12 protein-coding genes are annotated in these 12,863 nt (G+C 72.8%); 7 read left to right on the forward strand and 5 right to left on the reverse strand.

The genetic code is table 11. The features are described 5' to 3' along the window. Positions 1 to 37: 37 nt before the first annotated feature. The 4 genes from pheS to RI578_RS31545 all read left to right on the forward strand — a co-directional run bounded on the left by pheS (position 38) and on the right by RI578_RS31545 (position 6,115). Positions 38 to 1,159, forward strand: coding sequence for a phenylalanine--tRNA ligase subunit alpha (pheS, locus tag RI578_RS31530; protein WP_310874231.1), 1,122 nt, complete (start codon positions 38 to 40; stop codon positions 1,157 to 1,159). Further along, positions 1,159 to 3,681, forward strand: coding sequence for a phenylalanine--tRNA ligase subunit beta (pheT, locus tag RI578_RS31535; protein WP_310874232.1), 2,523 nt, complete (start codon positions 1,159 to 1,161; stop codon positions 3,679 to 3,681). Before pheS ends, pheT begins: the two co-directional genes overlap by 1 nt. A gap of 447 nt (positions 3,682 to 4,128) precedes the next feature. Then, on the forward strand, positions 4,129 to 5,469 hold the full coding sequence (locus RI578_RS31540) for a transcriptional regulator (RefSeq protein WP_310874233.1): 1,341 nt from the start codon (positions 4,129 to 4,131) through the stop codon (positions 5,467 to 5,469). A gap of 118 nt (positions 5,470 to 5,587) precedes the next feature. Further along, positions 5,588 to 6,115, forward strand: a complete 528-nt coding sequence (locus tag RI578_RS31545; protein ID WP_310874234.1) for an NUDIX hydrolase — start codon at positions 5,588 to 5,590, stop codon at positions 6,113 to 6,115. On the opposite strand, the gene RI578_RS31550 is transcribed toward RI578_RS31545, so the two are convergent. Next, positions 6,116 to 6,373, reverse strand: coding sequence for a hypothetical protein (locus RI578_RS31550; RefSeq protein ID WP_310874235.1), 258 nt, complete (start codon positions 6,371 to 6,373; stop codon positions 6,116 to 6,118). It abuts the gene before it with no gap. Between the two features lie 182 nt (positions 6,374 to 6,555). Then, positions 6,556 to 7,428, reverse strand: coding sequence for a 3-hydroxybutyryl-CoA dehydrogenase (locus RI578_RS31555; protein WP_307852130.1), 873 nt, complete (start codon positions 7,426 to 7,428; stop codon positions 6,556 to 6,558). 178 nt (positions 7,429 to 7,606) lie between these two features. Between RI578_RS31555 and RI578_RS31560 the strand changes: the two genes are divergently transcribed. Continuing rightward, complete coding sequence (locus RI578_RS31560) at positions 7,607 to 8,896, forward strand: family 10 glycosylhydrolase (RefSeq protein WP_310874236.1); 1,290 nt, start codon at positions 7,607 to 7,609, stop codon at positions 8,894 to 8,896. Positions 8,897 to 8,908: 12 nt separating this feature from the next. On the opposite strand, the gene RI578_RS31565 is transcribed toward RI578_RS31560, so the two are convergent. Next, positions 8,909 to 9,103, reverse strand: coding sequence for a DUF1918 domain-containing protein (locus tag RI578_RS31565; protein ID WP_310874237.1), 195 nt, complete (start codon positions 9,101 to 9,103; stop codon positions 8,909 to 8,911). A gap of 38 nt (positions 9,104 to 9,141) precedes the next feature. After that, a complete protein-coding gene (locus RI578_RS31570) occupies positions 9,142 to 10,083 on the reverse strand; it encodes a DMT family transporter (protein ID WP_310874238.1) in 942 nt (313 codons plus the stop codon). Here RI578_RS31570 and RI578_RS31575 point away from each other — a divergent pair. Next, a complete protein-coding gene (locus tag RI578_RS31575; RefSeq protein ID WP_310874239.1) occupies positions 10,082 to 11,533 on the forward strand; it encodes a PLP-dependent aminotransferase family protein in 1,452 nt (483 codons plus the stop codon). The two genes, RI578_RS31570 and RI578_RS31575, sit on opposite strands and share 2 nt — an antisense overlap. 260 nt (positions 11,534 to 11,793) lie before the next feature. Further along, positions 11,794 to 12,372: a histidine phosphatase family protein gene (locus RI578_RS31585; RefSeq protein ID WP_121745980.1), complete on the forward strand. Its 579-nt coding sequence runs from the start codon at positions 11,794 to 11,796 to the stop codon at positions 12,370 to 12,372. On the opposite strand, the gene RI578_RS31590 is transcribed toward RI578_RS31585, so the two are convergent. Beyond that, on the reverse strand, positions 12,369 to 12,830 hold the full coding sequence (locus tag RI578_RS31590; RefSeq protein ID WP_310874240.1) for a DUF6314 family protein: 462 nt from the start codon (positions 12,828 to 12,830) through the stop codon (positions 12,369 to 12,371). The genes RI578_RS31585 and RI578_RS31590 overlap by 4 nt on opposite strands. Positions 12,831 to 12,863: the final 33 nt, after the last annotated feature.

The following is a 12,863-nucleotide window of genomic DNA, read 5'->3' on the forward strand; positions in this document are numbered from 1 at the left end:
GGGACCATCAGCCAGCCAATCGGAAGCACGGGAAGAGATGTCGGCACCGAATAAGTCGTACGACCCTGTCGAGGTCGAGGCGTTGAAACCGGAAGAGATCGAGCGCATGCGGGACGAGGCGCTCGCCGCCTTCGCCGCAGCGGGCTCCCTCGACGCGCTCCAGGAGGCCAAGGTCGCCCACACCGGCGGCACCTCGCCGCTGGCGCTGGCCAACCGCGAGATCGGCGCCCTGCCCCCGCAGGCCAAGGCCGAGGCCGGCAAGCGCGTCGGCATGGCCCGCGGCGCCGTGAACAAGGCGCTGGCGGCCCGCCAGGAGGAGCTGGAGGCCGAGCGCGACGCGCGGGTACTGGTCGAGGAGGCCGTGGACGTCACGCTGCCCTACGACCGCGTCCCGGCCGGCGCCCGCCACCCGCTCACCACGCTCTCCGAGCGCATCGAGGACGTCTTCGTGGCCATGGGCTACGAGGTCGCCGAGGGCCCCGAGGCCGAGGCCGAGTGGTTCAACTTCGACGCCCTGAACATCGGCCCGGACCACCCGGCCCGCGGCGAGGCGGACACCTTCTTCGTCGAGGGACCGGACGGCGGCACCGAGTCCGGCGTCGTGCTGCGCACCCACACCTCGCCCGTGCAGATCCGCTCCGCGCTCGACCGCGAGCTGCCGGTCTACGTGATCTGCCCCGGCCGCGTGTACCGCACCGACGAGCTGGACGCCACGCACACCCCCGTCTTCCACCAGGTCGAGCTGCTCGCCATCGACGAGGGTCTGACCATGGCGGACCTCAAGGGCACCCTGGACCACATGGTCCAGTCGCTGTTCGGCGCGGAGATGAAGACCCGGCTGCGGCCGAACTTCTTCCCCTTCACCGAGCCGTCCGCCGAGATGGACATGCTCTGCTACGTCTGCAAGGGCGAGTCCGTCGGCAACCCCGACCGGCCCTGCCGCACCTGCTCCAGCGAGGGCTGGATCGAGCTGGGCGGCTGCGGCATGGTCAACCCGCGGGTGCTCACCGCCTGCGGCGTCGACCCGGAGAAGTACAGCGGCTTCGCCTTCGGGTTCGGCATCGAGCGGATGCTGATGTTCCGCCACAACGTCGAGGACATGCGAGACATGGTCGAGGGTGACGTGCGCTTCACCCGGCCGTTCGGGATGGAGATCTGATGCGGGTCCCGCTTTCTTGGCTGCGGGAGTACGTCGACCTGCCGGCCACGCAGACCGGCCGTGACGTCCAGGCCAAGCTCATTTCGGCCGGACTCGAGGTCGAGACCGTCGAGCACCTCGGTGCCGACCTCAAGGGCCCCCTCGTCGTCGGCCAGGTGCTGACCATCGAGGAGCTGGAGGGCTTCAAGAAGCCGATCCGCTTCTGCACCGTCGACGTCGGACAGGCCAACGGCACCGGTGAGCCCCAGGAGATCGTCTGCGGCGCCCGGAACTTCGCCGTCGGCGACAAGGTCGTCGTGGTCCTCCCCGGCGCCACCCTGCCGGGCGGCTTCTCCATCAGCGCCCGCAAGACCTACGGCAAGACGTCCCACGGCATGATCTGCTCCGGCGACGAGCTGGGCATGGGTGACGACGGCTCGCACGGCATCATCGTGCTGCCGCCGGAGACCGAGGTCGGCAAGGACGCCATCGAGCTGCTGGAGCTGGTCGACGAGGTGCTGGACATCGCAGTCACCGCCAACCGCGGCGACTGCCTGTCCATCCGCGGCGTCGCCCGCGAGACCGCCATCGCCTACGGCCTGCCGCTGCGCGACCCGGCCCTGCTCGACGTGCCCGGACCGAACGCCTACGGCTACCCGGTGAAGATCGCCGACCCCACCGGCTGCGACCGCTTCACCGCCCGCACGGTGACCGGCCTCAGCTCCGAGGCGCGCTCCCCGATCTGGCTCCAGCGGCGGCTGCAGAAGGTCGGCATGCGGCCGATCTCGCTCGCCGTCGACGTCACGAACTACGTGATGATGGAGCTGGGCCAGCCGCTGCACGCCTACGACCGCTCCCTGGTCCAGGGCACCATCGGCGTGCGCCGGGCCGCGGAGAGCGAGAAGATCGTCACCCTCGACGGCACCGAGCGGAAGCTGCACGCCGAGGACCTGGTCATCACCGACGACCGCGGCCCGATCGGGCTCGCCGGCGTCATGGGCGGCGCCAACACGGAGATCGCCGACCACGGTGCCGCCGAGAACGGGGGCACCGCGACGACCGACGTGGTCATCGAGGCCGCCCACTTCAACCAGGTGGCCATCGCCCGCACCGCCCGCCGGCACAAGCTGTCCTCCGAGGCCTCCCGCCGCTTCGAGCGCGGCGTCGACCCGCAGGCCGCCGCCGCTGCCGCGCAGCGCACCGTCGACCTGCTCGTGCTGCTCGCGGGCGGCACCGCCGAGGCCGGCGTCACCGAGATCAGCGCCCCGTCCGCGCCGCACACCATCAGCGTCCCGGCCGACCACCCGGACAAGGTCGCGGGCGTGGAGTACGGCCGCGAGACCGTCGTACGCCGCCTCCAGGAGGTCGGCTGCGACGTGTACGGACAGGACGAGCTGATCGTCACCGTCCCGTCCTGGCGGCCCGACCTCACCGACCCGAACGACCTGGCCGAAGAGGTCATCCGCCTGGAGGGCTACGAGAACCTGCCCTCCACGCTGCCCAGGCCCCCGGCGGGCCGCGGCCTGACCTCCCGGCAGCGGCTGCACCGCCGCGTCGGCCGGGTGCTGGCCGGCGCCGGTTACGTCGAGGCGCCGAACTACCCGTTCGTCAGCGAGCAGGTCTTCGACCAGCTCGGGCTGGACGCCGACGACCCGGCCCGCCGCGTCGTCAAGCTGGTCAACCCGCTCAGCGACGAGGAGCCCGCGCTGCGGACCTCGCTGCTGCCGGGCCTGCTGGGTGCCCTGCGCCGCAACGACGGCCGGGGCTCGCACGACCTGGCCCTCTTCGAGACCGGCCTGGTCTTCCACCCGCGCGACGAGCGGAAGACCGCCGCCAACCTGCCCGTCGACCGGCGCCCCGGCGCCGACGACCTCGCCGCGCTGGACGCCGCGCTGCCCGACCAGCCGCGGCACGTCGCCGTCGTCCTGGCCGGCGCCCGCGAGCAGGCCGGCTGGTGGGGCAAGGGCCGCCCGGCGGACTGGGCCGACGCCATCGAGGCCGCCCGGTCCGTCGCCCGCGAGGCCGGCGCCGAACTGGGCTCCCGCAAGGGCCAGTACGGTCCGTGGCACCCGGGCCGCTGCGCCGAGCTGACCATCACGGTGGACGGCGAGGACCGGGTGATCGGGCACGCCGGTGAGCTGCATCCGCGCGTCCTGAAGACGCTGGGCCTGCCCGCGCGCACCTGCGCGATGGAGCTGGACCTCGACGCCGTGGCGCGGGTCGGCGACGACACCCCGCAGGCGCCGGGCATCTCCACCTTCCCGGTCGCCACGCAGGACGTCGCCCTGGTGGTCGACGAGTTCGTCCCCGCGGCGGAGGTCGAGGCCGCGCTGCGTGAGGGCGCGGGCGAACTGCTGGAGTCCATCCGGCTGTTCGACGTCTACGACAACGCGGAGCAGCTGGGCGAGGGGCGCAAGTCCCTGGCGTACGCGCTGCGCTTCCGCGCGGGGGACCGGACGCTGACGGTCGACGAGGCGTCGGCTGCGCGGGACGCGGCGGTTGCCCTCGCGGGCGAGCGGGTCGGAGCGGTGCTGCGCAGTTAGCGGTTCGCCCAAGGGGCGTGGGGTTCCTGCCGGTCGGCGGCTGCGGGCGCGTCGTGGTCGCTCGCGCAGTTCCCCGCGCCCCTTGAGAGACGTCAGCGCAACGCCTTGTCTTTAGGGGCGCGGGGAACTGCGCGACCAGGCACGGCGCACCCGCAGCCGACAACGCACCGCACACCGAACGGCGATTGGTCGCCCTGCGTAACCGGCGGAGCCGTCCGCCCCGCCACGGAGTGTCGGGCAGGCAGCTGGGCGGACGGCGTGGAAACGGGCCGCCGTACTGTACGAGGGGGAGCCGACGGCCCGGCCGGCCTCTTTCGAGACAGTTAAGTCAACCGGCCCGGAACTCTCCGCGACAGTGCGCGCACGGTACGGATGCGCGTACTCCGTTCACACCCCGTGTGAAGACCGACGCACTACGCTGTCGGCACCGAGTCACCGGGGGCACCCATGCAGCCCAACACCCTGCTCGACGCGATCCTCGACGAGGCCGGGGTCTCGCACGCGGGACTGGCCGCGCACGTCAACCAGGCGGGGAGAGCGCGCGGGCTCGCGCTGAGGTACGAACACACCGCCGTCGCACGGTGGCTGAAGGGGCAGCGGCCGCGCGGTCAGGTGCCCGACCTGATCTGCGAGGTCCTCGCCTCCCGGCTGCACCGCCCCGTCACCCTCGACGACATCGGCCTCGGCGTGCCCGGTGAACCGGCCGCCCCGCACACCGGTTCACTGTCCGGGTTCGTGGAGCGTGCGACCGCACTGTGGCGCTCCGACCAGCAGCAGCGCCCGCACATCCTCGGCGCTCCCGCGCTCACCGGCACGCCCGCCGTGATGCCGGTGTGGGAGTGGGAGAACCCGCCCGAGGACGTGGACGTCTCCCGCGGCGGACGGCACCGGGTCACCGCGGGGGACCTGGAGACGCTGCGCTGCGCCCGCGCCCACTACGAGCAGATGTACCGCAAGGCCGGCGGCATGGCGACCCGCGCCCGCATCGTCGGCTTCCTCAACTCCGAGGCCGCCCCGCTGCTGCGCGGCAGCTACACGGACGCCACCGGCCGCCAACTGCACCGGGCCACGGGCGGGTTGGTGGCGGTGGCCGGGATCTGCGCGTACGACTCCGACGCGCACGGCCTCGCGCAGCGCTACTTCCACCAGGCGCTGCGGCTCGCGAAGGCCAGCGGGGACCGGGGCCTGGGCGCCTACGTCATCGCCCTGCTGGTCAACCAGGCGCTGTTCATGCGGGAGAACCGGCAGGCCGTCGCCTTCGCCGAGGCCGCCCTGCGCGCCGCCGGCCGGCACATCACCCCGGCCCTCGCCTCCGACCTGTACGCGATGCAGGCGAAGGCGTACGCGCACCTCGGCGACGGCACCAGCGCGCTGTCCTGCATCCGGCGCGCCGAACAGGCCGCCGAGCGCATCCGGCGGGGGTACGAGCCCGACGAGACCGGTTATGTCCAACCCGGCCTGGTCAACGTCCAGGTGGCGGAGGCGTTGCTGAGCCTCGGGGAGCTGGCGGCGGCGGGGGAGCACGCCGCGGCGGCCGTCGACAACCCCGCGCACGACCGGGGCCGCGTGCACCGGCTCGCCATGCTCAGCACGATCGAACTGCGCCAGGGCCACGCCGACAAGGCGGTGGCGACCGCGGTGCAGATGGCCGAACAGGCCCGCGGCATGGAGTCCCAGCGCCTGCGCGACAGACTCCGCGCGGTCCGCGAGCACCTGGTGCGCAGCGGTTGCGCGGGCACCGCGGAGGCCGCCGAACTCATCGACGGGGCCCTGCGCGTCCCGCTGTGACCGCCAGGCCCCCGGGCGCCCTGCGCCCACCGCTGCGCCGTGAGCGGCCGCCGTGCGCCTGCTGCCGGGACGCCACTGCTGCGATATTGCCACCTACTCCAGGAAAGGTGGCAGAACAGTGCAGTGGACGAAAGAGAACGAACGAACTGTGTACGCAAACCGCTGGTTCAGCGTCAATCTCGCCGACGTCGGGCTACCGGACGGCCGGCATCTCGACCACTTCCTCATACGCATGCGCCCCGTGGCCGTGGCCACGGTCGTGAACGCGGCGGACGAAGTCCTCCTGCTGTGGCGGCACCGTTTCATCACCGACAGCTGGGGCTGGGAACTCGCGGCAGGCGTCGTCGAGGACGGCGAGGACGTGGCGGTGGCCGCGGCCAGGGAACTGGAGGAGGAGACCGGCTGGCGGCCGGGACCGCTGCGCCACCTCATGAGCGTGGAGCCGTCCAACGGCCTCACCGACGCCCGGCACCACATCTACTGGGCCGACGAGGGCACGTACGTCGGACACCCCGTGGACGACTTCGAGTCGGACCGCCGGGAATGGGTCCCCCTCAAGCTCGTTCCCGACATGGTCGCCCGCGGGGAGGTCCCGGCCGCCAACATGGCGGCCGCGTTACTCCTGCTGCACCATCTCCGGTCCTAGCTAGTGCCCGAGTGCCTGCCACACCGCCACGACCATGGCACCCAGGGCCGTGAGGACCGCGACCGAGGGAAGCGGCCAGCGGGCGTGCTCCAGGGCGGTCAGCCGGGCGTTCAGGTCCTCCAGCTCCTTGGCGCTCTCCTCGGTGCGATGGGAGAGCAGGGCGAGTCCGCCCTCGACGCGGGCGTACGCCACATCCAGCCGGCGCCGTAACTCCGCGAGTTCTCCCTGATGGACGGAATGCTCGGGATCGGCGGTCACGAACCGCTCCTTTCCGTAGTCGTCTCACATCCCTTGCATGTGCATGGTGAGTCAACCCGCCTGGTGGGCGCGCGGGGAGAGTGTGCGGACGGCATATGCGGGCCCGGTGCGCACACGCCGTGTGAACGCCGCGGGCCCGGCACCTCGTCAGGTGCCGGGCCCGTGCGATGTCACTGTGCGTGTCAGCCGTACGAGTAGAAGCCCGAACCGCTCTTGCGGCCGAGCCGGCCCGCGTCGACCATGCGCTGGAGCAGCGGGGGAGCGGCGTACAGCGGCTCCTTGTACTCCTCGTACATCGAGTACGCGACCGAGGAGACCGTGTCCAGGCCGATCAGGTCGGACAGCTTCAGCGGGCCCATCGGATGGGCGCAGCCCATCTCCATGCCGTTGTCGATGTCCTCGCGGCTGGCGATGCCCGACTCGAACATCCGGATCGCGGAGAGCAGGTAGGGGATCAGCAGCGCGTTGACCACGAAGCCGGAGCGGTCCTGGGCGCGGATGGAGTGCTTGCCGAGCACCTTCTCGGTGAACAGCTGCGCCCGGCTGAGCGTGCCCTCGGACGTGGTGAGCGCCGGGATCAGCTCGACCAGCTGCTGCACCGGGGCCGGATTGAAGAAGTGGATGCCGATGACGTGGTCGGGCCGCGAGGTGGCGACCGCCAGCTTCACCAGCGGGATCGAGGAGGTGTTGGAGGCCAGGATCGCGTCCGGCCGGGTCACGACCTGGTCGAGCACCTGGAAGATCTCGGTCTTGACCTGCTCGTTCTCGACGACGGCCTCGATCACCAGGTCACGGTCGGCGAACTCGCCGAGATCGGTGGTGAAGCTCAGGCGCGCCTGCGTCGCGTCCCGCTCCTCCTCGGTGATCTTGCCGCGCTCGGCCGCCTTGCTCAGCGAGTTGTACAGCCGGGTGCGGCCGATCTCCAGGGCCTCGCCGGTGGTCTCGGCGACCATCACCTCCAGACCGGAGCGGGCGCACACCTCGGCGATGCCCGCCCCCATCTGACCGCAGCCCACCACGCCGACGCGTGTGATATCTCCCGAGATGCCGGTCACATCGTCCCTTTCGCTGACTTCACGGCTGTGGCAGCAGACGTACCGGGGTCCCCGGTGCCTGCTCCGATCGAGCACGTTACCCCCGAATGGTCACGGATCCGTCTCCCGGGTCGGGCATGCTGGGTTCCCCCTCACGATCCGTGACCGTGCGGATCCGAAGCGTTCAGGAGGTCTTCCCATGGGCCGTGTCTCGCGTCGTGCCTTCACGGTGGCGGCGTTGTCGGCGTTCACCATGGCGCCCCGGGCGTCGGCGGCGCCGATCCCGTCGGGCGCACCTACCCCGCCGACGGCACCGGGCGGCCCCGCGGCGGGACTGCCCGCCCGCCGTGCCGTCACCGGTATGCGGGGCATGTGGCTGGCCACGGTGGCCAACCGCGACTGGCCCACCCGCGCGGGGCTGCGCGCGGCGGAGCAGCGCGCGGAACTGATCGAGCATCTCGACAACGCGGTGCGGCACGGCCTGAACACCGTGATCTTCCAGGTGCGTCCGACGGCCGACGCGCTGTGGCCGTCGGCGTACGAGCCGTGGTCGGAGTACCTGTCCGGCAGCCAGGGCCGCGACCCGGGCTGGGACCCACTGGGCACCGCCGTGCAGGAGGCCCACGCCCGGGGCCTGGAGCTGCACGCCTGGTTCAACCCGTACCGCGTCGCCACGCACGACGACTCGGCCCGCCTCGTGCCCTCCCACCCCGGGCGCAAGAACCCCGGATGGGTCGTGCCGTACGGCGGGAAGCTCTACTACAACCCGGGACTGCCCGAGGTCCGGTCCTTCGTCCAGGACGCGATGATGGACGCGGTGGGGAAGTACGCCGTGGACGGCGTCCACTTCGACGACTACTTCTACCCCTATCCGGTGGCGGGCCAGAGCTTCGACGACGGCGGGACCTACAGCACCTTCGGCAGCGGCTTCGCCACCAAGGCCGCCTGGCGGCGGGAGAACATCGACCTGCTGGTGCGCGAGACCGCGGAGCGGGTCAAGAAGGTCCGGCCGGCCGCCCGCTTCGGGGTCAGCCCGTTCGGGGTGTGGCGCAACGCCGCCACCGACGCGAAGGGCTCGGACACGAGGGCGGGCGTACAGACCTACGACGACCTGCACGCGGACACCCGCAAGTGGGTGCGCGAGGGGTGGCTCGACTACATCGTGCCGCAGCTGTACTGGAACATCGGCCTGGACGCCGCCGACTACGCGAAGCTGCTCCCCTGGTGGGCGGAGGTGGCCAAGGGCAGCCGGACCGAGCTGTACGCGGGTGAGGCCCTGTACAAGGCGGGCGACCCGGCGCAGCCCGCCGCGTGGCAGGACCCCGCCGAACTGTCCCGGCACCTCACGTTGGCCCAGCAGCACCCCGAGGTGCGCGGGCACGTCTTCTTCTCCGCGAAGGAGGTGGCGGAGGACCGGATCGGGGCGATGGCGCGGGTGAGTGCCGACCACTACGCGCGGGCGGCCGGCACCTCCCGCGAGAACGGGTAGGAGCGGCGCCGGCTACAGCTGGATCTCCCTGTGCCGGATCTCGGAGTCGGGGCCGGGCGAGCACACCGCCTCGTGCCCGTCCTCGAACCGGACCCGGTACGGGGGTGCGCCTTCCTTGCCCATGACTTCGACGATTTCCGCGACCTTGTCGTGCTCACCGACGACCCGGCCGTGCTGGATCAGTTGATCGCCCTTGATTGCTCGCATGCGTGAGGCCTCCTCACCTGTGTGCCGCAGGGCAGGCCCTACCCCCGGGCCCGCTGGGTGACCGCGATGCAGACCAGTACCGCCGCGGCCGTCAGCGGGGCGGCCACCGTCAGGTGCTCGCCCAGGAGAAGTACCGACCACACCAGTGTGAGCAGCGGCTGGGCCAGTTGCAACTGGCTGGCCTTGGGGATGCCGATGGCCGCCATGCCCCGGTACCAGACGACCAGGCCCAGGAACTGCGAGCCCGCCGCCACCCACAGCAGCCCGGTCACGCTGTGCGCCGTCAGGTGCACCGGCTCGAAGGACAGGGCCACGGCGGCCATCGGCACGGTCAGCGGCACGCACAGCACCAGCGCCCAGCCGATGACCTGCCAGCCCGGCATCACCCGGGCCAGCCGGCCGCCCTCGGTGTAGCCGGCCGCGCACACCAGCAGCGCCGCGAAGAGATAGGCGTCGGCCGTGGTCAGGGCGCCGCCGCTCTGCTGCACCGTGAAGGCGAGCACCGCCGCCGCACCCGCCAGGGCCGCGATCCAGAAGGTGCGCGAGGGGCGGGTGCCCAGACGCAGCGCGGACAGCAGCGCGGTGGTCAGCGGGAGCAGGCCCACCACGACGGCCGCGTGCGCGGTGGTGGAGGTCTGCAGGGCGAGCGTGGTCAGCAGCGGGAAGCCGAGGACGACGCCACCGCCCACCACCGCGAGGCCGAACCAGTGCCGCCGCTCGGGCAGTGCCACCCGCAGCCCCAGCAGACAGCCACCCGCGATCACCGCGGCGAGGATGCTGCGCACGGCGATCAGGGACCAGGGGCCGAAGCCCTCCAGGCCCCAGGCGGTGGCGGGGAAGGTGAGGGAGAAGGCGACGACACCGAGGGCGGCCTGAAGGGTGCCGAGCGAGCCGGTGCCGGACGAGCCGGTGCCGACTGTGGTGGCCGGGCCGCCGACCGCTATCGCCGTCGATCCAGTAGCGCTACTCTGTGCTCTCATGCATGAGCGTAGCAGTGTCGCTGAACTGGCGAACCAGCTGCGGCGGGAGCTCGACCGCTACTCACCCGGCGGAAAGCTCCCGTCCAGCCGGGCCCTCGTCGACCGGTTCCGGGTGAGCCCGGTGACCGTCTCCCGCGCCCTGGCACAGCTGGCCGCCGAGGGACTGGTGGTCACCCGGCCCGGCGCCGGGGCCTTCCGCGCCCGGCAACGCGAGTCGGCCGTGCCCTCCGGGGACACCTCGTGGCAGGAGGTCGCGCTCAGCGCCGACGGTGCCGCCGACCTCGTACCGCGCTCGGTGGACGCCTCCGGAGTCCTGGTCTCGCTGGCCGCGCCACCGCCCGGCGTCGTGGAGTTCAACGGCGGCTACCTGCACACGTCGCTGCAGCCGGAGCGGGCGATGGCGGCGGCCCTGTCCCGGGCCGGGCGGCGGCCCGGTGCGTGGGGCAGGCCGCCGATGGAGGGGCTGCCGGAACTGCGGGAGTGGTTCGCTCGCAGCATCGGCGGGGCCATCACGGCGGCGGAGGTGCTGATCACCGCGGGCGGCCAGTCCGCGCTGACCACCGCCCTGCGCGCCCTCGCCCCGCCCGGCACCGCCGTCCTCGTCGAGTCCCCGACGTACCCCGGCATGCTGGCCATCGCGCGGGCGGCCGGCCTGCGCCCGGTGCCGGTCCCCGTGGACGCGGACGGCGTGCGCCCGGCCCTGCTCGCCGACGCCTTCCGGGCGACCGGCGCCCGCGTCTTCGTCTGCCAGCCCCTGTTCCAGAACCCGACCGGCGCCGTGCTCGCCCCCGAGCGGCGCGGCGAGGTGCTGCGCATCGCCCGCGCGGCCGGCGCCTTCGTCGTCGAGGACGACTTCGTACGGCGGCTGGTGCACGAGGACGCGGGCCCGCTGCCCGCCCCGCTCGCCGCCGACGACCCGGACGGCGTCGTCGTCCACGTCTGCTCACTGACCAAGGCGACCTCGCCCAGCTTCCGGGTCAGCGCGCTGGCCGCGCGCGGACCGGTGCTGGAGCGGCTGCGGGCCATCCAGGTCGTCGACACCTTCTTCGTGCCCCGGCCCCTCCAGGAGGCGGCGCTGGAACTCGTCGGCTCGCCCGCCTGGCCGCGCCATCTGCGCGCCGTCTCGGCGGAGTTGAAGGCCCGCCGGGACGCGATGACGTCCGCCCTGCGCCTGCACCTGTCCGAGGTGTCGCTGCCTCACATCCCCTCCGGCGGCTACCACCTGTGGCTGCGCCTGCCCGAAGGTACCGACGAGTCGGCGCTCACCTCGGCGGCCCTGCGGGCGGGCGTCGCGATCACCCCGGGCCGCCCGTACTTCAGTGCCGAACCCCCGGCCGCCCATCTCCGGCTCAGCTTCGCGGCGGTCGGCGGCGTCGGGGAGATCGCGGAAGGGGTACGGCGCCTGCGCACGGCCTGCGCGGAGGTGCGGGGACAAAGGGCGGTGGGCTGACGGGCCGACGTCGCTTGCCCCCTGCGAACATCCCGCTGCGACGCGGTGTCCGGGGAGCAGGTGGCGTACGCCCGAGTCGTCACCGACCGGGCGACCTGCGCCTGGTTGTCCGACGTGGGCCGAGAAGCTCGGCTTCACGGCACTGGACCGGCCCGACCAGTGGATGGCGCTCGCCTTCGGCCGGTGAGCCGTGACGCACCCTGGGTAACCCACAGGTAACACCTCTTGACCTGCGCACCTCCGGACAGCACCATCACCGCATGGCGCTTCGGGTCACGTTCGTCGCGGCCGCACGCAGCTCACCGCTGCTCGCGGAGCGCTTCGACGACGACCGGCCGCTGGACCAGGCCGGCTGGGACGAGGTGCTGCGCGCCGCGGGTGATCTGCTGCCGCTCGCGGCGTCCGAGCTGCGCTACTGCTCGCCCACGCCCCGCAGCCGTGCCACCGGCGACGCCATCGGCTTCGCGCCGCTGGTGCAACTCGCCCTGCGGGAGTGCGACATGGGCCGCTGGCGCGGGCTGACCCTCGGCGAGGCCATGGCCCGGGAGCCGGCGGCGGTGGACGCCTGGCTCGCCGACCCGCGGACGGCCCCGCACGGCGGGGAGTCGCTGCTGGCCTTCATCACCCGGGTCGGCGGCTGGCTCGACACCCGTCCCGGCGGGGACGGCGACCGTATCGTCGCCGTGGCCGAGCCGTCCGTGATCCGGGCCGCGCTGGTCTACGCGCTGAAGGCGCCGCCCGCGACGTACTGGAACCTGGACGTCCGTCCCCTGTCGACGACCACCGTCACGGGCTGCGCGGGCCGCTGGAACCTCCGCTTCGAAGGGGCGCCGGCCTAGGGCATCCGGATGTCGCCCGTCTCGCGGGTGTAGTCCGTGGTGAGCAGCAGGTCCTTCGCCGGGCCGCCCACCCGCCACACCGTCCGCCAGTGGTCCCCGTCCCGGACGGTGAACTCGCCGCGGTAGAGGTCGGCGGCGCACGGGTGGTCGGCGACGTGGTGCCCCGAGGACAGGTCCAGGCCGTGGAAGGGCCTGCCGTCCGCGAAACGCACCTCGGCGGCGCCCGGCGTGGCCCCCGGTTCGTAGCGCAGCGTCCGCTCGGCGGGGCGGGTCACGCCCTGCCAGGTGAAGGCCCCGGACTCCCGGCTCACCAGCCCGCCGCCGGCGAGCGCGTCGAAGGCGGTGGTCCCCTCGAAGAGACCCTCCGCGCCGCTCGCCAGATCCCGCACCGTCCGCTGGGTGCGCCACCGGCCCGCGAGATACGCCAGGGCATCCGGCACCGGCCACAACTCGCCCATTTCCACCCGCTTTCCGCCGCCGGACCACTGGTT

The sequence above is a fragment of the Streptomyces sp. BB1-1-1 genome (genome assembly GCF_031597775.1).
GTDB classification, from domain to species: domain Bacteria; phylum Actinomycetota; class Actinomycetes; order Streptomycetales; family Streptomycetaceae; genus Streptomyces; species Streptomyces thinghirensis.

Coding starts and splice junctions, on each gene's coding strand:
- RI578_RS31540 (WP_310874233.1), top strand. CDS start 4,129: ATGCAGCCCAACACCCTGCTCGACGCGATCCTCGACGAGGCCGGGGTC.
- pheS (WP_310874231.1), top strand. CDS start 38: ATGTCGGCACCGAATAAGTCGTACGACCCTGTCGAGGTCGAGGCGTTG.
- RI578_RS31575 (WP_310874239.1), top strand. CDS start 10,082: ATGCATGAGCGTAGCAGTGTCGCTGAACTGGCGAACCAGCTGCGGCGG.
- pheT (WP_310874232.1), top strand. CDS start 1,159: ATGCGGGTCCCGCTTTCTTGGCTGCGGGAGTACGTCGACCTGCCGGCC.
- RI578_RS31570 (WP_310874238.1), bottom strand. CDS start 10,083: ATGAGAGCACAGAGTAGCGCTACTGGATCGACGGCGATAGCGGTCGGC.
- RI578_RS31585 (WP_121745980.1), top strand. CDS start 11,794: ATGGCGCTTCGGGTCACGTTCGTCGCGGCCGCACGCAGCTCACCGCTG.
- RI578_RS31565 (WP_310874237.1), bottom strand. CDS start 9,103: ATGCGAGCAATCAAGGGCGATCAACTGATCCAGCACGGCCGGGTCGTC.
- RI578_RS31590 (WP_310874240.1), bottom strand. CDS start 12,830: ATGGGCGAGTTGTGGCCGGTGCCGGATGCCCTGGCGTATCTCGCGGGC.
- RI578_RS31560 (WP_310874236.1), top strand. CDS start 7,607: ATGGGCCGTGTCTCGCGTCGTGCCTTCACGGTGGCGGCGTTGTCGGCG.